Source organism: Stenotrophomonas sp. GD03930 (genome assembly GCF_029839665.1).
Taxonomy (GTDB): domain Bacteria; phylum Pseudomonadota; class Gammaproteobacteria; order Xanthomonadales; family Xanthomonadaceae; genus Stenotrophomonas; species Stenotrophomonas forensis.
Map to the genome: position 1 here is coordinate 25098 of NZ_JAOCAV010000006.1, position 21925 is coordinate 47022.

The following is a 21925-nucleotide window of genomic DNA, read 5'->3' on the forward strand; positions in this document are numbered from 1 at the left end:
GCGCGACAAAGGCTTACCCTAGACTCCATTGCACGTGGCTGGATGCAGCAGCCCGTCGGTTTTTGCGGCCAACGCAGCCCCCGACGACCGTCCCGCTGCTTCAAAACCGGACCACCTGGCCGGGCCACGTAGACGACCTCCCCGTAGTTCTGTCGCTGCCGTTCCCTGCGGCGCGTCCTGCTGTTTGATATGTGTGGAATCGCGCCGATCCCGGCGTGTCTGGTGCCTTGGGGCTCCGTGGCGATGGCCCGGCGATCCTGGTGCCGCGACTGGTCCGTTGCAATCCTGATGTCCATTAGATGACTTCCGAACTCGCGCTCGACGCGAACCCGCCAACCCGGCCGCCCGCCCCCCAGCAGCAGGAAATGCCGCTGGCTGTGGTGCATGGGCAACCGGTCCTGCAGATTCCGCAGGACCTGTACATTCCGCCGGACGCGCTGGAAGTCATCCTGGATGCCTTCGAAGGCCCGCTGGACCTGCTGCTGTACCTGATCCGCCGGCAGAACCTGGACGTGCTGGACATCCCCGTGGCCGAGATCACCCGGCAGTACGTGGAATACATCACCGTGATGCGCGAGCTGCGCTTCGAGCTTGCTGCCGAATACCTTGTGATGGCCGCGATCCTGGCCGAGGTGAAGTCGCGCATGCTGCTGCCGCGCCCGGTAAGCGAGGAAGGCGACGAAGCCGACCCGCGCGCCGAACTGGTGCGCCGCCTGCAGGAGTACGAACGTTTCAAGCAGGCCGCCGAGGACATCGACGCCCTGCCCCGCCAGGACCGCGACACCAGCCTGGCACACGCCTTCATGCCCGAACGCGCTACGGTGAAGCTGCCGCCGCCGGTGGACCTGAAGGAAATGCTGCTGGCGCTGCACGACGTGCTCAAGCGCGCCGAGCTGTTCAGCGGCCACGCCATCAAGCGCGAGGCACTGAGCGTGCGGCAACGCATGGGCGAAGTGCTCGGCCGGCTTGAAGATGGCAAGTTCTATCGTTTTGAAGGGCTGTTCACTGCTGAAGAAGGCAAGCTGGGCGTGCTGGTCACGTTCCTGGCGGTGCTGGAACTGGCCAAGGAACAGCTGCTGGACATCGTCCAGGAAGAACCGCTGGCGCCGATCTACGTGAAGTCGCTGGCGGCCGGCAACACCAATGCCCCGCTGCAGTTCAGCAGCGAGTTCGACGACAACGACGCCGCCAATGCGGACGAGTGAGCGCTGACTGCCGATGGATCAATCGCTGATCGACCGCATTGTCGAGGGTGCCCTGCTGGCCTCCAGCCAGCCGCTCACCCTGGCCCAGCTGAAGGACCTGTTCCCGGAAGAGGAACCGGCACCGCCGGGCAGCATCGAACGTGCGCTGGAACGCCTGCGGGAAGCCTGCGCAGGCCGCGGCGTGGAACTGGTCGAGGTCGCCTCCGGCTTCCGCTACCAGGTCACCGGCGAAGTGCATGGCTGGATCAGCCGGTTGTGGACCGAACGCAAGACCCGCTACACCCGCGCCACCCTGGAAACCCTGGCGCTGATCGCCTACCGGCAGCCGATCACCCGCGGCGAGATCGAGCAGGTGCGTGGCGTGGCGGTCAGCAGCAACATCATCCAGGCGCTGGAAGAGCGCGAGTGGATCCGCGTGGTCGGCCACCGCGACGTACCCGGCAAGCCGGCCCTGTTCGGTACCACCAAGGGCTTCCTGGACTACTTCGGCCTGAAGCGCCTGGACGAACTGCCGCCGTTGTCGGAACTGAAGGACCTGGGCGAGCTGGACCCCCAGCTGGCCCTGGACCGCCACGTACCGGCCGCCGCCGGTGCTGACGGTCCGGACATCTCGGCCGGCGCCGATGGCGCTGCCGCAAACGATGATGCCGGCAGTTCCGGCAGTGACACCCCCGATTCCGCCGATGCAGCCCCTGCCTCGGCCTCCGATGAGCAAGCACCTTCGCCCTTCGATGATGGGCATCCCGATTCCGCGCCGGGCGAGCGCGCGGTGCCAGTGAACGAACGCGAAGACAACGCCGTCGCGATGACGACCGTGGCTGTTGACCAAGCCGATTCCGAACCAGAGGCCGACCTCGAAACCGTCGGCCGGAGCAAAACTGATGAGTGACACCCCCCGTAACAAGCTCTCGCTGAAGCGCGAAGCCACCTCCGAACAGTTCAAGCTGGAAGAGCGCCTGCACAAGGTGCTGGCCCAGGCCGGCCTCGGCTCGCGCCGCGCGCTGGAACAGCGCATCGCCGAAGGCCTGGTCAAGGTCAACGGTGAAGTCGCGCAGACCGGCATGTCGGTCAAGAGCGGCGACAAGATCGAGCTGGACGGCCGCGGCTTCGTCGCCACCGCCCTGGCCGAGCCGTCGCGCGTGCTGGTCTACAACAAGCCGGAAGGCGAAGTGACCACCCGCGAAGACCCCGAAGGCCGCCCGACCGTGTTCGAATCGCTGCCGCCGCTGAAGGGCGCGCGCTGGATCGCGATCGGCCGCCTCGACATCAACACCACCGGCCTGCTGCTGGCCACCACCGACGGTGAGCTGGCCAACGCCATGATGCACCCGTCGTTCGAGGTCGAGCGCGAGTACGTGGTGCGCGTGCGTGCCCCGGAAGGCGAGGAAAAGGTCTCCGATGCCATCGTCGACCGCCTCTCCCGCGGCGTTGCACTGGAAGACGGCCCGGCCAAGTTCGACGAGATCGAGCGCATCGGCGGCACGGATTCGCACGACTGGTTCCGCGTCGTGGTGAAGGAAGGCCGCAACCGCGAAGTGCGCCGCCTGTGGGAATCGCAGGGCTGCCAGGTCAGCCGCCTGAAGCGCACCCGCTACGGCAAGGTCAGCCTGCCGCGCGAACTGGCCCGCGGCCATTCGGTGGAACTGGGTACCGCCCAGGTGGAAGCCCTGCGCGCGCAGCTGAAGCTGGAAGAAGGCGCGCCGTCGGCGCTGACCCTGCAGCCGGTGATCGGCCAGCGCCGCGCCGCCAAGACCACCGTGCGCGTGCGCGAGGGTGGCCGTGGCAATGCCTACGTCAACGGCCACAACACCGCTGATGAAGGCCGCGAGCTGCGTCGCTTCGACAACGTGCGCGAAGATCGCGGCCGTGGTCGCGGTGGCAAGGGCGGCGGTTTCAAGGGCGGCCTGACGGTCAGCGGTGAAGCCGCGGCCAAGCAGTCGCAGAAGCCGTTCAAGCAGCGCGCGCAGAAGAACGACCGTTCGCTGCCGGAAGGCAATCCGGCGGCATTCCGCACCTGGTACGTGCCGGATGGCGTGAGCACCGGCCCGAGCGGCCATCGCAACGCCGGTCCGGGCGCGCGTGGCCCGGGTGCCCGTGGTCCGGGTGCAGGCGGCCAGGGCCGTCCGTACGGCAAGCCGAAGGGTCCGGGCGCAGGCGCCGGTGGCGGCCAGGGCCGTGGCGGTTTCGGTGGTGAAGGCCGTGGCGGCGCAGGCGGCCAGGGTCGTCCGGCCGGCGCGGGCAACCGCTCGCAGGGCCAGGGCAACAAGCACCCGTACGGCCATCCGGGCAATGCCCCCAGCTTCCCGTCCGATCACGCGACCCCGGGCTTCAACCCGTACGGCAGCCCGAAGCCGGCACACGGTGCACGTCCGGGCGGCCGTGGTCCGGGCGGCGGCAACCGTGGCCCGGGCGGTAACCGTGGTCCCGGTGGTCCGGGTGGCAACCGTGGCCCGGGTGGCCCCGGCGGCAACCGCGGTCCGGGCGGCCCGCGCCGCAGCGGCCCGCGCGGCGGCTGATCGCCGATACGCTTGAAATGAGAAACCCCGGCTCCGGCCGGGGTTTTTCGTTGCGCAAGAAAAAGGGGACGGAGGGAATTAAGTCGTTTTTGCCACAGTGCGCGCCGAACGGCAAAAACGACTTAATTCCCTCCGTCCCCTTTTCGCGGGTTCAGCGGCGCCGGATCACGAACGAGGAGCCGTCCACACCCAGGTCCCAGCCACGGCCGCTACCGGCCAGCGCCAGCGACACGTCGCCCTTGGTCATCGCCACGGCACCACCGGAGCGGATCGCGCCGGCGTGCGCCCCCAGCGCCACGTACTTGCCGAGCAGGTCGTCCAGCGAATAGGCGCCGGTGAAGCGGCCCTTGCCGTCGACGATCTTCGATTTGCCAGCGGTCAGGCCACCGCCGGTGACCTTGATGCGCACCGGAATGCGCGCGCCGTTGGTGCACTGGATGGTGCCGGTACCCGAGGCGGTCTTGTAGAACAGCGACCAGCCGGACAGGTTGTAGCGCAGGTCGCAGTCGATGTTGCCGGCCGCCTGCGCCGCAGGAGCGGTCAGCGCGGTGGCGAGCAGGCCCAGGGCCAGCAGCAGGGAGAATTTCATGGTGTCATCCGGCGGGAAGGCAGCACTCAGGCGCGCTCGTCCAGGTGGAAGGCATCGGCATCGAGCATCGCAGGGAAGCGTGCGCGGTGCGCGGCCAGCGCCTCGGCAGAGATCGTGGTGGTCACCACCTGCTCGCGCTCGCGGATCTCCACCTGCGGCTGGCCAAGGAAATCAATCACGGCACTGTCGCCAGCGTAATGCAGCTGGTTGCCGTCCACGCCGATGCGGTTGACCGCCGCCACGAAGCACAGGTTCTCGATGGCCCGCGCACGCAGCAGCGTCTTCCACGCGTAGGCACGCGCCGACGGCCAGTTGGCGACGAAGATCTGCAGGTCGAAGTCCAGCTGCCCGGGGCGCTCGACGTTGTAGCGGTTGCGGCAGAACACCGGGAAGCGCAGGTCGTAGCAGACCTGCGGATTGATCCGCCAGCCCTTCCACTCCACGCTCAGGCGCTCGCGGCCGGCGGCATAGCGCTCGTGTTCGCCGCCATAGCGGAACAGGTGACGCTTGTCGTAGTACTGCAGTGCACCGTCCGGCGTGGCGAACAGCAGGCGGTTGTAGACGCCCTCGCCCTCACGCAGCTGCACGCTGCCGATCACTGCCGCGTTCAACGCCTTGGCCTGCTCACGCACCCAGGCCACGGTCGGGCCGTCCATGCCTTCGGCCTGGGCGATGGCTTCGTTGGAGAAGCCACTGGTGAAGGTCTCCGGCAGGATCACCAGGTCGGTGGTGCCGGCCAGCGGCGCCAGCAACGCACCGTAATAGGCACGGTTGGCGGCCGGGTCGTGCCAGCGGGTGTCGCCCTGGACGAGGGAAATGCGCAGGTCCTGCATGTTCAGCGCCCCACTCACAGCAAACGCAGGCGTTCGATCGCCGCGTCCATGGTCGCTTCGTTCTTGGCGAAGCACAGCCGCACCAGGCGCTGGCCGGCCGGCGGGTTCTCGTAGAACGGCGACAGCGGAATGGCGGTGACGCCCTTCTCGATGGTCAGCCACTTCACGAACTCATGGTCCGGCAGATCGCTGATGGCCGAGTAATCGACCAGCTGGAAATAGCCGCCCGGCACCGGCAGCGCCTTCAGCCGGGTGCCGGCCAGTTGCTCGCGGAAGCGATCGCGCTTGGCCTGGTAGAACGCGCCCAGCTCCAGGTGATGCTCGGGCTCGTCACGGATCATCGCGGCGAAACCGTACTGTGCCGGGCCGAAGCTGGTGAAGGTGTTGTACTGGTGGACCTTGCGGAACTCGGCGGTCAGCGCCGGCGGCGCGATCGCATAACCGATCTTCCAGCCGGTGCAGTGGTAGGTCTTGCCGAAGCTGGAGATCACGAACGCACGCTCGCGCAGTTCCGGGTAGCGCAGCGCCGACTCGTGGCGGCGGCCGTCATAGATGATGTGCTCGTACACCTCATCGGAGATCAGGTAGATCTGCGTGCCGCGCAGCAGCTCGGCCAGCGCCTGCATGTCCTGCGCCGACAGCATCGCGCCGGACGGGTTGTGCGGGGTGTTGACGATCAGCATGCGGGTGCGCGGGGTGATCGCCGCACGCACGCGATCCCAGTCGACGGCGAAGGTCTGCGGGTCCAGCGACACATGCACGGCCTTGGCGCCGGCCAGGTCGATCGCCGGCTCGTAGCAGTCGTAGGCCGGGTCGAGCACGATCACTTCCTCGCCGGCACGCACCACGGCGTGGATGGCGTTGAAGATGGCCTCGGTGCCGCCGCTGGTGACGGTGATCTCGCTGTCGGCATCCACCTGCGCGCCGTAGCAGTCCAGCGCCTTCTGCGCGATGGCCTGGCGCAGCGGCGCCACGCCGGTCATCGGCGGGTACTGGTTCAGCCCGGCGGCCATCGCCCTGGCGGTTTCATCGATCAGGCGCTGCGGCGCGGAAAAGTCCGGGAAGCCCTGGCCGAGGTTGACCGCGCCGTGTTCGGCGGCGAGCTGGGACATCACGGTGAAGATCGTGGTACCGACCTTGGGCAGCTTGGTGTTCGGTTGCATCGGCCTGGGCTGTGGGGGAACAGACCTGCGAGTTTACGCAATCCGTGCTTCCGTAGTGCCGGCCGCTGGCCGGCAACAGCGGCCAGACAACCGGCGCCGGGCGAACTGCCGGCCAGCGGCCGGCACTACCACGGGCATTCGCCGCTACAATTGCCGCCGCACTCCGGCATGAAGATCCCTGCCCCTTGAACACCCCTGCATTGCTGGCCGCCAGCGGCCTGAGCTTCTCCCGCAATGACGAGCCCGTGTTCGGCCCGCTGGATTTCCACGTGGACGCCGGCGAAGCCCTGCTGGTGCAGGGCGGCAATGGCGCCGGCAAGACCACCCTGCTGCGCGTGCTGGCCGGCCTGGCCCGGCCCGGCGCGGGCCAGGTGCGGATCGACGGCAAGCCGGCCAGCACTGCCGAGCGCGCGCGCTACGTCGCCTACCTCAGCCATCTGCCGGCCTTGAAGCCGGATCTGGATACGCTGGAGAACCTGCACTTCCTGTGTGGCCTGCACGGCCGCCGTGCACGGCAGATGCCCGGCAACGCGCTGGCCATCGTCGGCCTGGCCGGCTACGAGGACACCCTGGTCCGTCACCTGTCCGCCGGGCAGAAGCGGCGGTTGGCGCTGGCGCGCATCTGGCTGTCGCCCGCACCGCTGTGGCTGCTCGACGAACCCTACGCCAACCTCGACCTGGAGGGCATCACTCTGGTCAACCGGATGATCTCGGCGCATCTGCGCGCCGGGGGCGCGGCGCTGGTCACCACCCATGGCGCCTATGCCGCGCCGCCGGTACGCACCCGCCAGCTCGACCTCGGCGGTGCCGCATGATCGCGCCGGGCACCGAACCGGGCCTGTGGCAGACCGCGGGCGCCCTGCTCAAGCGCGACCTGCGCCTGCTCTGGCGCCGTCGCGGCGATGCACTGCAGCCGCTGCTGTTTGCCGTGCTGGTGGTGGTGTTGTTCGCATTGGCCCAGGGCCGCGAGCCGCAACTGCTGGCCGCCACCGCCGGTGCGGTGCTGTGGCTGGCGGTGCTGCTGGCCGGCCAGCTGTCGCTGGATTCGCTGTTCCGTTCCGATGCCGAAGACGGCTCGCTGGAGCAATGGCTGCTGGCGCCGGTACCGTTGGCGTGGCTGGTGCTGGTGCGCGTGCTGCTGCATTGGGCCACCACCGCGCTGCCGTTGATCGTGGTCAGCCCGTTGCTGGCGGAAATGCTGCATCTGCCGCATGACCAGCTGCCGATGTTGCTGGCATCGTTGCTGCTGGGAACGCCGTTGCTGAGCCTGATCGGTGGCGTGGTCGCCGCGCTGACCGTAGGCATCCGACGCTCTGGTATTCTCGTGGCGTTGCTGTCGTTGCCGCTGTACGTGCCGGTGCTGGTGTTCGGCGCGGGCAGCCTGGCGGCAGCCGGACGCGGACAGGATCCGGTCGGTGCGCTGCTGATGCTGGGCGCCGGCCTGCTGGTCGCGCTGGTGCTGGCTCCGCTGGCCACCGCCGCTGCAATACGCATTTCTCTGAGTTGACCGAGCTGAGAGCCAATCCACCCCTGCTGGATAGCCGCCACGCATGAATCCGATTGTCCGCTGGTTCCACCAACTCGGTTCGCCCCCCACGTTCGACCGATTCGCTGCCCGCTGGTCGCGGGTGTTCTATCTCGCCGCGGTACCGGTGCTGCTGGTCGGCATGTGGCAGGCGCTGCTGGTGGTGCCACCGGAAGCCAAGCAGCTGGACAGCTTCCGCATCCTCTACATCCATGTGCCCAGTGCCTGGATGAGCCTGTTCGTATTCGCGCTGATGGCGCTGTATGCCGCCATTGCCCTGATCTGGCGGATCAAGGTCTGTGAGATCCTGGCCATGGCCTGTGCGCCGATGGGTGCCGGCTTCACCCTGATCACCCTGCTGACCGGCAGCATCTGGGGCAAGGGCACCTGGGGCACCTGGTGGGACTGGGACCCGCGCATGACCAGCGAGCTGGTGCTGCTGTTCCTGTACCTGGGCGTGATCGGCCTGTACCACGCCATCGAGGACCGCCGCAGCGCCGCACGCGCGGCCGGCCTGCTGGCCATCGTCGGCGTCAGCCTGCTGCCGGTGATCCGCTATTCGGTGGACTGGTGGGGTGGCCTGCACCAGCGCCAGTCGATCAACGTGTTCGGTGAATCGGCGATCAGCAGCGCGATGATCGCGCCGCTGTGGTGGATGGTGATCGGCACCAAGTTCTGGTTCGCCGGTTCGGTACTGGCCAAGGCGCGCGCCGACAACCTCGACCGCGAGGCCGGCAAGGCCTGGGTCGGCGGTCGCGTCGATGCCACGCACCCGGCCCGGGAGGCCCAGCCATGACCCACCTGCCCTATGTGATCGGCGCCTACGCCGTGTTCGTGCTGGTACTTGGCGCCGACGCCATCGGCTCGTGGCTGCGCCTGCGCGTGGCGCGCCGCTTGGCCCTGGCCCGGCAGCAGCGCCAGCAGACCCGTGCCGGCCGGCAGGATGCGGCCGCGCCGCTGTCGACGGAGCTGGAACGATGACCCCGGTTCAGCGTCGCCGCCTGGTGTGGGTACTGCTTGCCCTGCTCGCGTCCGGCCTGGCCACCGCGCTGGTGGCGATGGCGCTGGAGCGCAACATCGCCTACCTGTACACGCCCGCCGAAGTGCTGCGTGGCGATGTCGATGCGCAGTCGCGCTTCCGCCTCGGTGGCATGGTGGTGAAAGGCTCCTTCAATCGCCCGGTCGGCTCGCTGGAGGCGCGCTTCGAAGTGACCGACGGCGATGCACAGCTGCCGGTGACCACCTCGCGGATCCTGCCGGACATGTTTGCCGAAGGCACCGCCGTGGTCGCCAGCGGCCGGCTGCAGGACGGGATTTTCGTCGCCGATGAAGTGCTGGCCAAGCACGATGAGAAGTACGTGCCGAAGGAAGTGGCCGACAAGATGGGCGATGCCCATCGCAAGCACGACGTGCCGGTGACGGCACCCGAGGTGCGCTGAGTGCTGCCCGAACTGGGTCAGGTCCTGCTGTTGTGCGCGTTGCTGGCCTCGCTGCTGCAGGCTGGCCTGCCGCTGGTGGGCGCGCATCGCAACAACCCGGCCTGGATGGCGGTGGCGCGACCGGCCGCCTTTGCCCAGCTGCTGCTGGTCGCCGGCGCGTTCGCCGTGCTCACCGCCGCATTCGTGCAGCAGGATTTCTCGGTGCGCTACGTGGCCGAGAACTCCAATTCGCTGCTGCCGATGATCTACCGCTATTCGGCGGTGTGGGGCGCGCACGAAGGCTCGCTGCTGATGTGGGCACTGGTATTGGCGCTGTGGACCGGCGCGGTAGCGCTGTTCTCGCGGCACCTGCCGGCACCGGTGCAGGCGCGCGTACTGGCGGTGATGGGTGTGGTCAGCGTCGGCTTCCTCGCCTTCCTGATCTTCACCTCCAACCCGTTCCTGCGCCTGAATCCGGTGCCACTGGAAGGCCGCGACCTCAATCCGCTGCTGCAGGACCCGGGGCTGATCATCCATCCGCCGATGCTGTACCTGGGCTATGTCGGCTTCGCGGTACCGTTCGCGTTCGCGGTGGCGGCGCTGCTGGAAGGCCGCGTCGACGCGCGCTGGCTGCGCTGGACGCGGCCATGGACCAACGTCGCCTGGGGCTTCCTGACCCTGGGCATCGCGCTGGGCAGCTGGTGGGCGTACTACGAGCTGGGCTGGGGCGGCTGGTGGTTCTGGGACCCGGTGGAGAACGCCAGCTTCATGCCGTGGCTGGTTGGTGCAGCACTGATCCACTCGCAGGCGGTCACCGAAAAGCGCGGCACCTTCGGCAGCTGGACCCTGCTGCTGGCGATCGCCGCCTTCGCGCTGTCCCTGCTCGGCACCTTCCTGGTGCGCTCCGGCGTGCTGACCAGCGTGCATTCGTTCGCTGCAGATCCGTCGCGCGGCCTGTTCATCCTGGTGTTCCTGTCAGTGCTGGTCGGTGGCAGCCTGTTGCTGTATGCGCTGCGCGCCAGCCAGCTGAGCGTGGACGCCGACGATCCGCGCCGTGGCTTCACCGCCACCTCGCGCGAAACCCTGCTGCTGGCCAACAACCTGCTGCTGGCCACCGCCTGCGCGATGGTGCTCCTGGGCACGCTGTACCCGCTGCTGGCCGATGCGCTGTCGCTGGGCAAGATCTCGGTCGGTCCGCCCTACTTCGGCAGCCTGTTCCTGCTGCTGATGGCACCGATGATCCTGCTGCTGCCGTTCGGCCCACTGGTGAAGTGGCAGCGCGACCAGCCCTCGCGTGCCTTCGCGCTGCTGGCACCGTGGCTGGCACTGGCCATCGTGCTCGGCGCACTGGCCTGGTGGCAGGCGCCGCAGAATGGCTGGAAGGCCGGCCTCGGCGTGGCCGCGGCGGCCTGGGTCGGGTTCGGTACCGCGCGTTTCGTCTGGCAGCGGCTGCGCGGCAACGGCCGCTTCACCGCCGAGATGCTCGGCATGATCGTCGCCCACGCCGGCATCGCGTTGTTCCTGGCTGGCGCCTTGCTGGTGGAAGCACTGAACGTGCAGCGTGAAGTGGCGCTGGCACCGGGCCAGCAGCTGGTGGTCGGCCGCCATGAAGTGCGCTTCGAAGGCGTGGACCATCGCGAAGGCCCCAATTTCATTTCCGACCGCGGCCATCTGCGGGTGTTCCGCAACGGCCGCGAGCAGGCGCTGCTGCATCCGGAGAAGCGCCAGTACGCCAGCGGTGGCCAGGTGATGACCGAGGCCGGCATCGACGCACGCTTCGACGGTGATGTCTACGTGGCATTGGGCGAGCCGCTGGGCAACAATGCATGGGCGGTACGGGTGCACATCAAGCCGTTCGTGCGCTGGATCTGGCTGGGCGCGCTGCTGATGGCCCTGGGCGGATTCATCACCGCCGCCGACCGCCGTTTCCGTCGTCCGTAGGAGTTCCCATGTCCGAGTCCCCCGCCCCGCGCCCCTCCCGCCCGCTGCCGCCGGTAGCCATCGTGATCGGCGTGCTGTTCTTCTTCGGCCTGCTCGGGCTGATGATCTACGGGGTGATGAAATCGGGCGATCCGCAGCGCGACGTGCTGCCCTCGGCCCTGATCGACAAGCCGGCGCCGGCGTTTGCGCTGCCGGTGCTGCATGACCCGGAAATGATCGTGCACAGCGACGACCTGCGCGGCGCGCCCTACCTGCTGAACGTGTGGGGCAGCTGGTGCGCGGCCTGCCGCGAAGAACACCCGGTGCTGACCCGCTTCGCCGAGAGCAAGCGCGTGCGCGTGATCGGCTACAACTGGAAGGACGATCCGACCGACGCGCTGCACTGGCTGGAACAGCTGGGCAATCCCTTCATGGTGGTGCTCAGCGATGTTGAAGGCCGCACCGCGATCGACTGGGGCGTGACCGCCGCACCGGAAACCTTCCTGGTCGATGGCAGCGGCATCGTGCGCTGGAAGTACAGCGGCGCGATGACCCAGCGCGTGGTGGACGAGAAACTGATTCCGGCGCTGGAGAAGATCGAGAAGGCCCAGGGCAGTGCCGGCAGCACGCTGCACACGGCGCCCTGAGCCGATGCGCTGGCTGCTGACGATGCTGCTTTTACTGCTGCCGCTGGCCGTGCTGGCCCAGCAGCCGCTGCACGATCCGCAGCCCCTGCAGTTCCGCGATGACGCCGAGGAGCGTCGCTTCCATGACCTGGCCGCACAGCTGCGCTGCGTGCAGTGCCAGAACCAGTCACTGGCCGATTCCAACGCGCAGATCGCGCAGGACCTGCGCCGCGAGGTACTGCAGCTGATGCAGCAGGGCCACGACGACGCGCAGATCAAGCAGTTCCTGGTGACTCGCTATGGTGAGTTCGTGCTGTACCAGCCACCGCTGCAGCCGGGTACCTGGCTGCTGTGGGGCGGCCCGCTGCTGGTGCTGGGGGCCGGTGCGCTGGTGGTGTTCGGCATCGTCCGGCGGCGTGGCCGCACGGTCGCCGCCACGCCGGCCAGCCAGGCCGACCAAGGAGAGGAATGGTGAGTCATTGGCTGCCGCTGCTGGCCGGCTTGGTTGCCGCACTGATGGCGGCGCTGGTGCTGTGGCCGTTGCGCCGCCACGGCCGCAGGGGTTTCGCCGTGGGCGTGCTGGCACTCGGTGTGGCCGGCGCCTGCCTGTACCTGCTGGTGGGCGACCCGCGCGCCGCGCAGGTACAGCCGGCACCGTCGGTCGCGACGCTGCGCGATGGCGTGCAGGCGTTGCAGGATGCACTCAAGCGCGACCCGCAGCGGGCCGATGGCTGGGCACTGCTGGGCCGTTCGCAGGCCGAGCTGGGCAATGCCGTCGCCGCCGCAGAGGCCTTCGCACGTGCTGCCGCACTGGCTCCGGACGACCCCGGCGTGCTGGTGGAAGCCGCACAGGCACGTGCCCAGGCCGACCCCGGGAAACAGTTCGATGACACCGCAATCGGCTGGTTGCAGCAGGCGCGCACGCTGGCCCCGGACGCCGAGCGCGCCAGCTGGCTGCTCGGCATCGCGCTGCGCCAGCGCGGCCGGAATGCCGAGGCCGCCGATATCTGGAGCGGCCTGCTGCCGCGGCTGGAGCCCGGCGCCGCGCAGGCGCTGCAGGCACAGATCGCCATCGCCCGCGAGGCCGCCGGCCAGGCGCCCGATGCAACCGCTGCGCCGCCACCGGCACTGCTGCAGGTGCGCGTACAGCTGCCTGCGTTGCAGGGCTCGGAGTGGCCGGCCAGCACCCGGGTGTTCGTGCTGGCCCGCGCCGTGGGTGGGCCGCCGATGCCGGTGGCCGCGCGCAAACTCCCGTTGGCGGACTTCCCGGCCACGGTCGGGCTCGGCGACGGCGACAGCCCGATGCCGACCGCGCCGCTGTCGGCGCATCGCGAAGTGGAAGTGCTGGCACGCATTTCGCGCAGCGGCAGCGCCAACCGCAGCGAGGACGACCTGCAGAGCACACCGGTGAAGGTGAGCCTGCCGCATGAGGGCGTGGTGGAACTGCGGTTCCCGTAGCACACCCCAGGGTAGTGCCGGCCGCTGGCCGGCAACCACGCAGATGCATCAGCGTTCATGGGGTTGCCGGCCAGCGGCCGGCACTACCGGGTGCATCGTCGATGGAAACCAGCGTGTCGCCAGCTCCACATGCGGCCCCGCTAGAATGACTGCATGACCGAATTCATCCCGCCCGGCACCCGCTTCCACGCCCTGCCCTCGCCATTCCCGTTCAAGCGCGGTGGCGCACTGCATGGCGCACGCGTGGCCTACGAAACCTGGGGAACGCTGGCCGCCGATGCCAGCAATGCGATCCTGATCGTGACCGGCCTGTCACCGGACGCGCATGCCGCAGCCAACGATGCCAACCCGGCACCGGGCTGGTGGGAGGCGATGGTCGGGCCCGGCAAGCCGATCGATACCGATCGCTGGTTCGTGGTGTGCGTGAACTCGCTGGGCAGCTGCAAGGGCTCGACCGGTCCGGCCTCGCTCAACCCCGCTACCGGTGAACCCTACCGCCTCGATTTCCCCGAGCTGTCGATCGAAGACGGCGCGCGCGCTGCCATCGAGGTGGTGCGCGCGCTGGGCATCACGCAGCTGGCCTGCGTGGTCGGCAACTCGATGGGCGGCATGACCGCGCTGGCGGTGCTGATGCTGCACCCGGGCATCGCGCGCAGCCATGTCAACATCTCCGGCAGCGCGCAGGCATTGCCGTTCTCGATCGCGATCCGCTCGCTGCAGCGCGAGGCGATCCGCCTCGACCCGCGCTGGAACGCTGGCCACTACGATGATGCCGAGTACCCCGAGTCGGGCATGCGCATGGCGCGCAAGCTGGGCGTCATCACGTATCGCTCGGCACTGGAATGGGATGGTCGTTTCGGCCGCGTGCGGCTGGATTCGGACCAGGCCGACGATGATCCGTTCGGCCTTGAATTCCAGGTGGAAAGTTACCTGGAGGGCCACGCGCGGCGCTTCGTGCGCTTCTTCGATCCGAACTGCTACCTGTACCTGAGCCGCTCGATGGACTGGTTCGATCTGGCCGAGTACGCCGATGGCGATGTGCTGGCTGGCCTGGCAAAGATCCGGGTGGAAAAGGCGCTGGCGATCGGCGCCAACACCGACATCCTGTTCCCGGTGCAGCAGCAGCAACAGGTCGCCGACGGCCTGCGTGCCGGCGGTGCCGATGCGCGCTTCGTCGGCCTGGAGTCGCCGCAGGGCCACGATGCGTTCCTTGTTGATTTCGAGCGTTTCGGCCCGGCCGTGCGCGGCTTCCTCGACGCGCTGTAAGTGGCGTGGCGGCGCAATCTCGGGCTCGCCGCCTTCGGTGCGCTGATCGCGCTGATGGTCAGCGGCGTGCTGCCACTGTGGCTGGGCGGCTGGTGCCTGCTGGCCAGCGTGGTGTCGTTCGGGCTGTATGGCCATGACAAGCGTGCGGCGCAGCGAAAGCAATGGCGCATTCCCGAGCGCACCCTGCAGCTGCTGGCCTTCGCCGGAGGCTGGCCAGGCGCGCTGCTGGGCCAGGCCCTGTTTCGTCACAAGCATCGCAAGGCCGCGTTCCAGTGGGTGTTCTGGCTGTGCGTGCTGGCCAACGTGGCCTCGATCGCGGTGATGCTGCGCGAATTCTCGCGGTAACGCTCGCAATCGGTAGTGCCGGCCGCGGGCCGGCAATCATGGGGTTGCCGGCCAGCGGCCGGCACTACCATTCACGGTTCGCGGATCAGAACCCCGTCACGCAACCGGTACTGCGCATCGACCACGCCGTCGGGCAGATCATCATGGGTGATCATCAGCAGGCTGCGACCGTCCAGCAGTCCGGACAGGTCCTGCAGCAGCGCGCGTGCGGTATCCACGTCCAGCCCCTCGGTCGGTTCGTCCAGCAACAGGATCGGCGCATTGCGCAACAGCGCGCGCGCCAGTGCCAGGCGCCGCGCCTGCCCGGCCGACATCGTCGCACCGTTCTCACCAACCCAGGCCTGCAGGCCGCCATTGCGCTCGGCCCATTCGGCCAGGCGTACCCGGCGTAGTACTGCCCACAGCTCGACGTCGTTGGCGTCGGGATCACCCAGCCGCAGGTTCTCGGCCACCGTGCCGGCAAACACCGGCGCGTTCTGCGGCAGCCACGCCAGCTGCCGATGCCACTCGGCCTGGGCGAAATCGCGCAGGTCGCGGCCGCCGTAGGTAATTCGCCCCTGCTGCGGATCCCATAGCCGCAGCAGCAGGCTGGACAAGGTGGTCTTGCCGCTGCCGCTGTCGCCACGGATCGCGATGCGCTCGCCCGGTGCCAGGGTCAGCTGCAGGCCGGACAGCACCGGCCGCGCCGCGCCCGGCCACTGGAAATGCACATCGTCCCAATGCACGCGCGCCGCCTGTGGTACGGCGTGCGGCGTCGACGGATCCTCCACCGTTGGCGATTGCTCAACGATGGCCTGCAAGCGATCGGCGGCGATGCGCCCGGACTGCAGCGACTGCCAGGCCAGGCCCATGCCCGCCCACAACTCGATCAACGCCACGGTGAGGAACACCAGGCCGGCGGCCATTTCCGGCGCGATGCGCTGCTGTTCGGCCGCATGCAGGGCCAACGCCAGCATCGCCACCAGGCCGAGCCCAGCCACCAGGCCATGCAGGGTCGAGGCTGCGATCAGGCGCCAGCGCCGGCGACGGTCGCGCGAGGCCAGCTGCTTGGCCGCTACCCGCACCTTCAACTGCCACGCCGCATCGGCATGCAGCGCGGCCAGATCCCCGGCCCCTTCCAGTCCTTCGAATGCAGCGGTGCGCAACGCGGCGCGATGCGCGGCGCGGTCTGCTTCTTCATCATCGCGACCGCGCACGCCCAGCCACGGCACACCGACGGCGATCAGCAATGCCAGCACCGCCAGCAGCACGGCCGCCGACGGCAGGATCAGCGCTGCTGAAACCACCGCGACCAGCGACAACGCACCCAGCGCCACCAAGGGCCCGATGGCACGCACCAGCAGGCCATCCACCTCTCCGATGTCACCGAGCAGGCGTGCCAGCAGGTCGCCGGTACGCGTGGCCCCCAACCGTGCCGGCGCCAGTGGCAGCGCGCGGCGGAAGAACCACACGCGCAGGTCGCGGGCAATGCGCAGGGTGGCGTCGTGTCCAACCAGTTTCTCGAAATAGCGCGACACGATGCGTGCCATGGTCAGGCCGCGGATGCCGGCCGAGGGCGAGAAGAAATTGAAGCCCTGGCCAAGCCCGGCGGCACCGGCCAGCGCGGCCGCAGTAAGGAAACCACCGGACAGGCCCAGCAGCGCGGTGCCGGCCAGCATCGTGGTCCACAGCAGCAGCATCGTCAGCAGCAGACGCGGACGATGGCGCAGGAACACTGCACGCAGTGAATCGGGTGAACGGCTCATGCGCGCACCGCCTGTGCCGGCTCGACCAAGCGTCCTTCCGGCAGCAGCAGGCAACGGTCGGCCCAGGCGATCACCGCCGGGCTGTGGGTGGCGACCACCACGCTGCGGCCCCGCGCATACGCGGCCAGGCTGCGCAGCAGCGCGGCTTCGGTATCGGCATCGAGGAAGGCGGTCGGCTCGTCCAGCAGCAGCACCTGCGGGTCGCGCAGCAGCAGGCGCGCCAGGCCGATGCGGCGCGCTTCGCCACCGGACAGGCCGAAGCCGCGCTCGCCGATCACCGTGTCCAGCCCCTGCGGCAGTCGTTGCGCGAACTGCAGCACCTGCGCCGCCTCGGCCACCGCGCGCAGCCGTGCATCGCTGGCACCGGGGTCGGCCAACCGCAGGTTGTCGGCAATGCTGCCGTGGAACAGGTAGGGACGCTGGCTGGCATAGGCCACCTGCACGCCGGGGCGCAGCTGCAGCTTGCCGGCGCGTGGCGGCAACCAGCCGGCCAGCGCTTCCAGCAGCGTGCTCTTGCCAGACCCGCTGGGGCCCACCAGGGCCAGCCGCTGGCCCGGTTCCAGCAGTACATCCAGATCCTGCAGCACATCGTGCGGTGCGCCCAGCGGACGCAGCACCAGCCCCTGCGCGCGCAGCGGCGGCAAGGCGGCCTCGGCCGGCTCCACCGCCAGCGCGGCGCCCTCGTTGTCGAGGAGCAGGCCCTGTTCGTCGGGCAGCGACTGCAGCAGGCGCTCCACTTCGGCGGCCGCCGCCAGGGCGTTGGCACGGTCGTGGTAGTGCGCGGCCAACCGCCGCAGTGGTGCGTAGAACTCCGGGGCCAGCAGCAGGCAGAACAGGCCGGCGCCCAGCGTCGGCACCGCTGCATGCAGCGACATCATGCCCAGGTAGCTCAGGCCGAGGTACAGCGCAACCATCGCCACGCTCACCGAGGCGAAGAATTCCAGCACCGTGGATGACAGGAACGCGATCCGCAGCACCTTCAGCGTGCGCAGGCGCACGCCTTCGGCGGCGGCCTCCACGCCGGCCAGTTCGGCTTCGCCACGGCCGTACAGGCGCAGCAGGCCCAGGCCCTTGATGCGATCGGCGAAGTGGCCGCTCATCCGCGCCAGTTCCCCCAGCTGGGCGCGACCGGCCGCTTCAGCGCCCCACCCGACCAGCATCATGAAGAACGGCACCAGCGGCGCGGTGAACAACAGGATCAGCGCCACCACCCAGTCGACCCAGGCCACTGCGGCCAGGATCAGCAGCGGCACCACCACCACCTCGGTGCGTACCGGCAGGAAGCCGCTGTAATAATTCTCGATCGCATCGCCGTGATGCAGCACCAGTTCGCCCAGCTCGCCGGTGCGACGCTGGCGCAGCCACAGCGGGCCATGGCCCAGCAGGCGCGCGAACACACGTTCGCGCAGTGCCAGCCGCGCAGCATCGGCCACATCACCGGCTGCGGCCTGGGTGGCGCTGCCCAGCAGCGTGCGCAGCACCAGGATCAGCGCCAGTCCGCCCAGCACCGGCAGGCCCGACGCCAGCGGCGCGCGCTCCACCAGCACCTGCTGCACCAGCCAGGCAATGGCGGCGGCCTGGCCGATCAGCAGCGCCCCGGACAGGCTGATGCACAGCGCCGCCAGGCGCTGGCGGCCCCGGGCGGGCCGCGCCAGATCGGCCAGCCATGCAGTGCGGGCGCGCCGCTGGCGGGTCGTTTCGGCTTCCTGGGAAAGGCCGTCGGGGGTTGTTTCGGCAGCGCTCAAGAGGTCTTCACGGGCAGCGGGGGAGACACGGCATTGTAGGCGCAGGCAATAGCCGGCCCCTGCGGCCGGCAGTCGCAGTCTTCATCAGGTTGGCATACGATCAACCGGGTCACCTGTTCATACATTGATCTGGATCAAGGCTGTTTGAAGTAGTCGGTCACATCATTCACGTCGTAGACCACCCTTCCCGCCACCTGCAACGGCACTATCCAACGAGGTAGCCAGGCCATGATTGATCAGACAGTCGTAGAACTGTCGCGGCTGCAATTCGCGCTGACCGCGATGTACCACTTCCTATTCGTACCGCTCACCCTCGGCCTGTCCTTCATGGTGGCCATCATGGAGAGCGTGTACGTGATGACCGGCAAGGAGATCTGGCGCAGGATGACCCTGTTCTGGGGCGTCCTGTTCGGCATCAACTTCGCCATGGGCGTCGCCACCGGCATCGTGATGGAATTCCAGTTCGGCATGAACTGGTCCTACTACAGCCACTACGTGGGTGACATCTTCGGTGCGCCGCTGGCCATCGAAGGCCTGATGGCGTTCTTCCTGGAAGCCACCTTCGTCGGCCTGTTCTTCTTCGGCTGGAACCGCCTGAGCAAGGTCAAGCACCTGATGGTGACCTGGCTGATGGCGCTGGGCACCAACCTGTCGGCGATCTGGATCCTGATCGCCAACGGCTGGATGCAGAACCCGACCGGTGCGGTGTTCAATCCGGAAACCATGCGCATGGAAGTCGTCGACTTCATGGCGGTGGTGTTCAACCCGGTGGCACAGGCCAAGTTCGTGCACACCGTCAGCGCCGGTTACGTAACCGGTGCGGTGTTCGTGATGGCGATCAGCGCCCTGTTCCTGCTGCGCAACAAGCACAAGGACCTGGCCCGTCGCTCGTTCGCGGTGGCCGCAGCGTTCGGCCTGCTGTCCTCGCTGTCGGTGGTGGTGCTGGGTGACGAGAGCGGTTACGCCGCCAGCGAACACCAGAAGATGAAGCTGGCTGCGATCGAAGCGATGTGGGAGACCGAGCGTGCGCCGGCCGACTTCACCGCCTTCGGCATCCCCAACCAGCAGACCCACCAGAACGACTACGCGGTGAAGATCCCGTACCTGATGGGCCTGATCGCCACCCGCTCGTTGAACCAGCCGATTCCGGGCATCCTGGAGCTGGTCGAGCGTGCCGAGCACCGCGTGCGTGGCGGCCAGCTGGCCTACGGCGCACTGGAACGCCTGCGCGCCAACAAGAACGACGTGGAAGCGCGCGAGATGTTCGATCGCCACTGGCAGGACCTGGGCCACGGCCTGCTGCTCAAGCGCTACCGCGATGACATCCTCAACGCCACCCCGCAGGAGATCTCGCAGGCGGCGATGGACACCGTGCCGCGCGTGATGCCGCTGTTCTGGACCTTCCGCGTGATGGCCGGCCTCGGCTTCTACCTGATCGCCTTCTTCGCGCTGGCCTTCTACTACTCGTGCCGCAACAACTTCCAGGACAAGCGCTGGTTCCTGAAGGTGGCCCTGTGGACGCTGCCGGCGCCGTGGATCGCCATCGAGTGTGGCTGGTTCGTGGCCGAGTACGGTCGCCAGCCGTGGGCGGTTGATGGCGTGCTGCCGACCTTCTATGCGGCATCAGGCCTGGCCCTGCACGAAATCGTGCTGACCCTGGCCGGCTTCACCGCGATCTACACCGCGCTGATCGTGGTCGAGATCAAGCTGATGCTCAAGGCGATCCGCAAGGGTCCGGACGAGGTGCTGCCGTCGCTGCAGTCGCCCCAGCCGCATGCTTCCCACAATGCCTCGGCGCCGGCCGCCGGCCAGGCCTGAGGCAGGAGAACCAAGATGGATTTCATTCTTCTGGACTACACCACGCTGCGCGTGATCTGGTGGCTGCTGCTCGGCATCCTGCTGATCGGCTTCGCCGTGATGGATGGTTTCGACCTGGGCGTGGGCACGCTGCTGCCCTTCGTCGCCCGCAACGATGCCGAGCGCCGGTTGGTGATCAACACCATCGGCCCGGTCTGGGAAGGCAACCAGGTGTGGCTGGTGCTCGGTGGCGGTGCGATCTTCGCCGCCTGGCCGCCGCTGTATGCGGTCAGCTTCTCCGGGTTCTACCTGGCGATGTTCGTGATCCTGTTCGCGCTGATCCTGCGTCCGGTCGGTTTCAAGTTCCGCAGCAAGATGCCCAGCGAACGCTGGCGCAACACCTGGGACTGGGCGCTGTTCATCGGCGGCTTCATCCCGGCGCTGATCATGGGCGTGGCGGTGGGCAACGTGGTGCTGGGCGTGCCGTTCCACTTCGATGACAGCATGCGCATCTTCTACACCGGCTCGTTCTTCGGCCTGCTGATGCCCTTCGCACTGCTGGCCGGCCTGCTCAGCGTGTCGATGCTGGTCGCGCACGGTGCCGCCATGCTGGTGATCAAGACCGACGGCCCGGTGGCCGAACGTGCCGCCCGCTTCGGCAGCATCGCCGCGATCATCGCCTTCGTGCTGTTCGCGGTCGGCGGTGCCTGGGTGGCCTTCGGCCTGCCGGGTTACCAGATCACCTCGCAGGTGGTCACCGATGGCGCCACCAACCCGCTGCTGAAGACCGCCGAACTCGGCGCCGCCGGTGGCTGGATGCGCAACTACAGCGCGATGCCGGCCACGATCCTGGCCCCGCTGCTCGGCCTGGCCGGACTGCTGGCCAGTGCGGTGCTGCTGCGTGCCCGTCGCGGCGGCCTGGCCTTCATCGCCTCGGGTGCAGCGATCGCCGGCATCATCCTGACCGTCGGCTTTGCGATCTTCCCGTTCCTGCTGCCGTCCTCGAGCCAGCCCACCTCCAGCCTGACCGTGTGGGATGCCTCGTCCAGCCACCTGACCCTGTGGATCATGCTGCTGGCCACGGCGGTGTTCCTGCCGATCATCCTCGCCTACACCACCTGGGTGTACCGCGTGCTGAAGGGCAAGACCACCAGCGAAGAGATGGGCAACAACCCGAACGCTTACTGATGGCCGGTGTGCCGGCCCACGGCCGGCACATCCCCTGGACAAAGGAGATTGATCATGTGGTATTTCGCCTGGATTCTCGGTGCCGGCCTCGCCTCGACGGTGGCCATCCTCAACGGCATGTGGTTCGAAGCCCGCGAGCAGAACCGTATCGAGAAGGAAAATCGTCACTGAGTCGTAAAAAAGCCTTGCCGCCTTGGCCTTCACACGGTATCTTAGGCGGCTCCTTCGGGGTGTAGCTCAGTCTGGTAGAGCGCTACGTTCGGGACGTAGAGGTCGCAGGTTCGAATCCTGTCTCCCCGACCACTCATGTGGTCGCATTGAAGCCTGGTGAAGTCGTCCAGGCTTTTTTGTTCCCTGAAGTGGCACTGCTTCGGCAGTGTGAAGAAAACAGCATTTACCCCTTGCCGCCATCGGGGTAGATCGCTAGAATAGGCGGCTCCCTTCGGGGTGTAGCTCAGTCTGGTAGAGCGCTACGTTCGGGACGTAGAGGTCGCAGGTTCGAATCCTGTCTCCCCGACCACTTCGGTGGTCACCAAGAAGCCTGGAAGACAACAGTCCTCCGGGTTTTTTTGTGCCTGGCGCCCCG

22 protein-coding genes and 2 tRNA genes are annotated in these 21925 nt (G+C 68.1%); 19 read left to right on the forward strand and 5 right to left on the reverse strand.

Annotation, left to right across the window (positions count from 1 at the left end):
* The first annotated feature begins 299 nt into the window (after positions 1–299).
* The 3 genes from N5C18_RS21285 to N5C18_RS21295 are packed head-to-tail and all read left to right on the forward strand — an operon-like array spanning position 300 to position 3721.
* Complete coding sequence (locus tag N5C18_RS21285) at positions 300–1205, forward strand: ScpA family protein (protein ID WP_006456456.1); 906 nt, start codon at positions 300–302, stop codon at positions 1203–1205.
* 13 nt (positions 1206–1218) lie between these two features.
* A complete protein-coding gene (scpB, locus tag N5C18_RS21290) occupies positions 1219–2094 on the forward strand; it encodes an SMC-Scp complex subunit ScpB (protein WP_279945551.1) in 876 nt (291 codons plus the stop codon).
* Complete coding sequence (locus N5C18_RS21295; RefSeq protein ID WP_164241226.1) at positions 2087–3721, forward strand: pseudouridine synthase; 1635 nt, start codon at positions 2087–2089, stop codon at positions 3719–3721. The genes scpB and N5C18_RS21295 overlap by 8 nt, the downstream gene beginning before the upstream one ends.
* 151 nt (positions 3722–3872) lie before the next feature.
* On the opposite strand, the gene N5C18_RS21300 is transcribed toward N5C18_RS21295, so the two are convergent.
* Genes N5C18_RS21300 through N5C18_RS21310 form a run of 3 tightly spaced genes read right to left on the reverse strand, consistent with a single transcriptional unit; the run spans position 3873 to position 6306 of the window.
* Entirely contained in the window at positions 3873–4310 is a 438-nt protein-coding gene (locus N5C18_RS21300; RefSeq protein WP_279945552.1) for a hypothetical protein, read from the reverse strand.
* 26 nt (positions 4311–4336) lie between these two features.
* On the reverse strand, positions 4337–5143 hold the full coding sequence (locus N5C18_RS21305) for an amidohydrolase (protein WP_164241227.1): 807 nt from the start codon (positions 5141–5143) through the stop codon (positions 4337–4339).
* A gap of 14 nt (positions 5144–5157) precedes the next feature.
* Positions 5158–6306, reverse strand: a complete 1149-nt coding sequence (locus tag N5C18_RS21310) for a pyridoxal phosphate-dependent aminotransferase (RefSeq protein ID WP_005410338.1) — start codon at positions 6304–6306, stop codon at positions 5158–5160.
* 185 nt (positions 6307–6491) lie between these two features.
* Here N5C18_RS21310 and ccmA point away from each other — a divergent pair, with 185 nt between their 5' ends.
* From ccmA to N5C18_RS21365, 11 genes are all read left to right on the forward strand, one after another.
* Positions 6492–7121 (forward strand): heme ABC exporter ATP-binding protein CcmA, encoded by a 630-nt coding sequence (ccmA, locus tag N5C18_RS21315; RefSeq protein ID WP_049456031.1) that lies wholly within the window; start codon positions 6492–6494, stop codon positions 7119–7121.
* The gene (gene ccmB, locus N5C18_RS21320; RefSeq protein ID WP_006456616.1) at positions 7118–7813 is read left to right on the forward strand and encodes a heme exporter protein CcmB; all 696 of its coding nucleotides are present in this window, start codon (positions 7118–7120) and stop codon (positions 7811–7813) included. The genes ccmA and ccmB overlap by 4 nt, the downstream gene beginning before the upstream one ends.
* A gap of 43 nt (positions 7814–7856) precedes the next feature.
* Entirely contained in the window at positions 7857–8627 is a 771-nt protein-coding gene (gene ccmC / locus N5C18_RS21325) for a heme ABC transporter permease CcmC (protein WP_279945553.1), read from the forward strand.
* Positions 8624–8812 carry a heme exporter protein CcmD gene (ccmD, locus tag N5C18_RS21330; protein ID WP_005410342.1) on the forward strand — a complete coding sequence of 63 codons (189 nt, stop codon included), beginning with the start codon at positions 8624–8626 and terminating at the stop codon, positions 8810–8812. Before ccmC ends, ccmD begins: the two co-directional genes overlap by 4 nt.
* Positions 8809–9270 (forward strand): cytochrome c maturation protein CcmE, encoded by a 462-nt coding sequence (gene ccmE, locus N5C18_RS21335; RefSeq protein WP_279945554.1) that lies wholly within the window; start codon positions 8809–8811, stop codon positions 9268–9270. Before ccmD ends, ccmE begins: the two co-directional genes overlap by 4 nt.
* Positions 9271–11190: a heme lyase CcmF/NrfE family subunit gene (locus N5C18_RS21340; protein ID WP_279945555.1), complete on the forward strand. Its 1920-nt coding sequence runs from the start codon at positions 9271–9273 to the stop codon at positions 11188–11190.
* An 8-nt stretch (positions 11191–11198) separates the two neighbouring features.
* Positions 11199–11816: a DsbE family thiol:disulfide interchange protein gene (locus N5C18_RS21345; protein ID WP_006456733.1), complete on the forward strand. Its 618-nt coding sequence runs from the start codon at positions 11199–11201 to the stop codon at positions 11814–11816.
* Between the two features lie 4 nt (positions 11817–11820).
* Entirely contained in the window at positions 11821–12270 is a 450-nt protein-coding gene (locus tag N5C18_RS21350) for a cytochrome c-type biogenesis protein (protein WP_279945556.1), read from the forward strand.
* Complete coding sequence (locus tag N5C18_RS21355) at positions 12264–13253, forward strand: tetratricopeptide repeat protein (protein WP_279945557.1); 990 nt, start codon at positions 12264–12266, stop codon at positions 13251–13253. Before N5C18_RS21350 ends, N5C18_RS21355 begins: the two co-directional genes overlap by 7 nt.
* Before the next feature lie 153 nt (positions 13254–13406).
* Positions 13407–14519 (forward strand): homoserine O-acetyltransferase, encoded by a 1113-nt coding sequence (locus tag N5C18_RS21360; protein ID WP_279945558.1) that lies wholly within the window; start codon positions 13407–13409, stop codon positions 14517–14519.
* On the forward strand, positions 14520–14864 hold the full coding sequence (locus tag N5C18_RS21365; protein WP_049456024.1) for a DUF1294 domain-containing protein: 345 nt from the start codon (positions 14520–14522) through the stop codon (positions 14862–14864).
* A gap of 71 nt (positions 14865–14935) precedes the next feature.
* Here N5C18_RS21365 and cydC read toward each other — a convergent pair whose 3' ends face one another.
* A complete protein-coding gene (cydC, locus tag N5C18_RS21370; protein WP_164242851.1) occupies positions 14936–16609 on the reverse strand; it encodes a thiol reductant ABC exporter subunit CydC in 1674 nt (557 codons plus the stop codon).
* Entirely contained in the window at positions 16606–18354 is a 1749-nt protein-coding gene (cydD, locus tag N5C18_RS21375; protein ID WP_164242850.1) for a thiol reductant ABC exporter subunit CydD, read from the reverse strand. The genes cydC and cydD overlap by 4 nt, the downstream gene beginning before the upstream one ends.
* A gap of 228 nt (positions 18355–18582) precedes the next feature.
* On the opposite strand from cydD, the gene N5C18_RS21380 reads away from it, so the two are divergent.
* The 5 genes from N5C18_RS21380 (at position 18583) to N5C18_RS21400 (ending at position 21859) form a co-directional block, all read left to right on the forward strand.
* Complete coding sequence (locus tag N5C18_RS21380) at positions 18583–20172, forward strand: cytochrome ubiquinol oxidase subunit I (protein WP_006457005.1); 1590 nt, start codon at positions 18583–18585, stop codon at positions 20170–20172.
* 15 nt (positions 20173–20187) lie between these two features.
* Entirely contained in the window at positions 20188–21339 is a 1152-nt protein-coding gene (cydB, locus tag N5C18_RS21385) for a cytochrome d ubiquinol oxidase subunit II (protein WP_006457007.1), read from the forward strand.
* Between the two features lie 54 nt (positions 21340–21393).
* Positions 21394–21510 carry a cytochrome bd-I oxidase subunit CydX gene (cydX, locus tag N5C18_RS21390; RefSeq protein ID WP_008268311.1) on the forward strand — a complete coding sequence of 39 codons (117 nt, stop codon included), beginning with the start codon at positions 21394–21396 and terminating at the stop codon, positions 21508–21510.
* 55 nt (positions 21511–21565) lie between these two features.
* Positions 21566–21642, forward strand: a tRNA-Pro gene (locus N5C18_RS21395).
* Between the two features lie 140 nt (positions 21643–21782).
* Positions 21783–21859, forward strand: a tRNA-Pro gene (locus N5C18_RS21400).
* Positions 21860–21925: the final 66 nt, after the last annotated feature.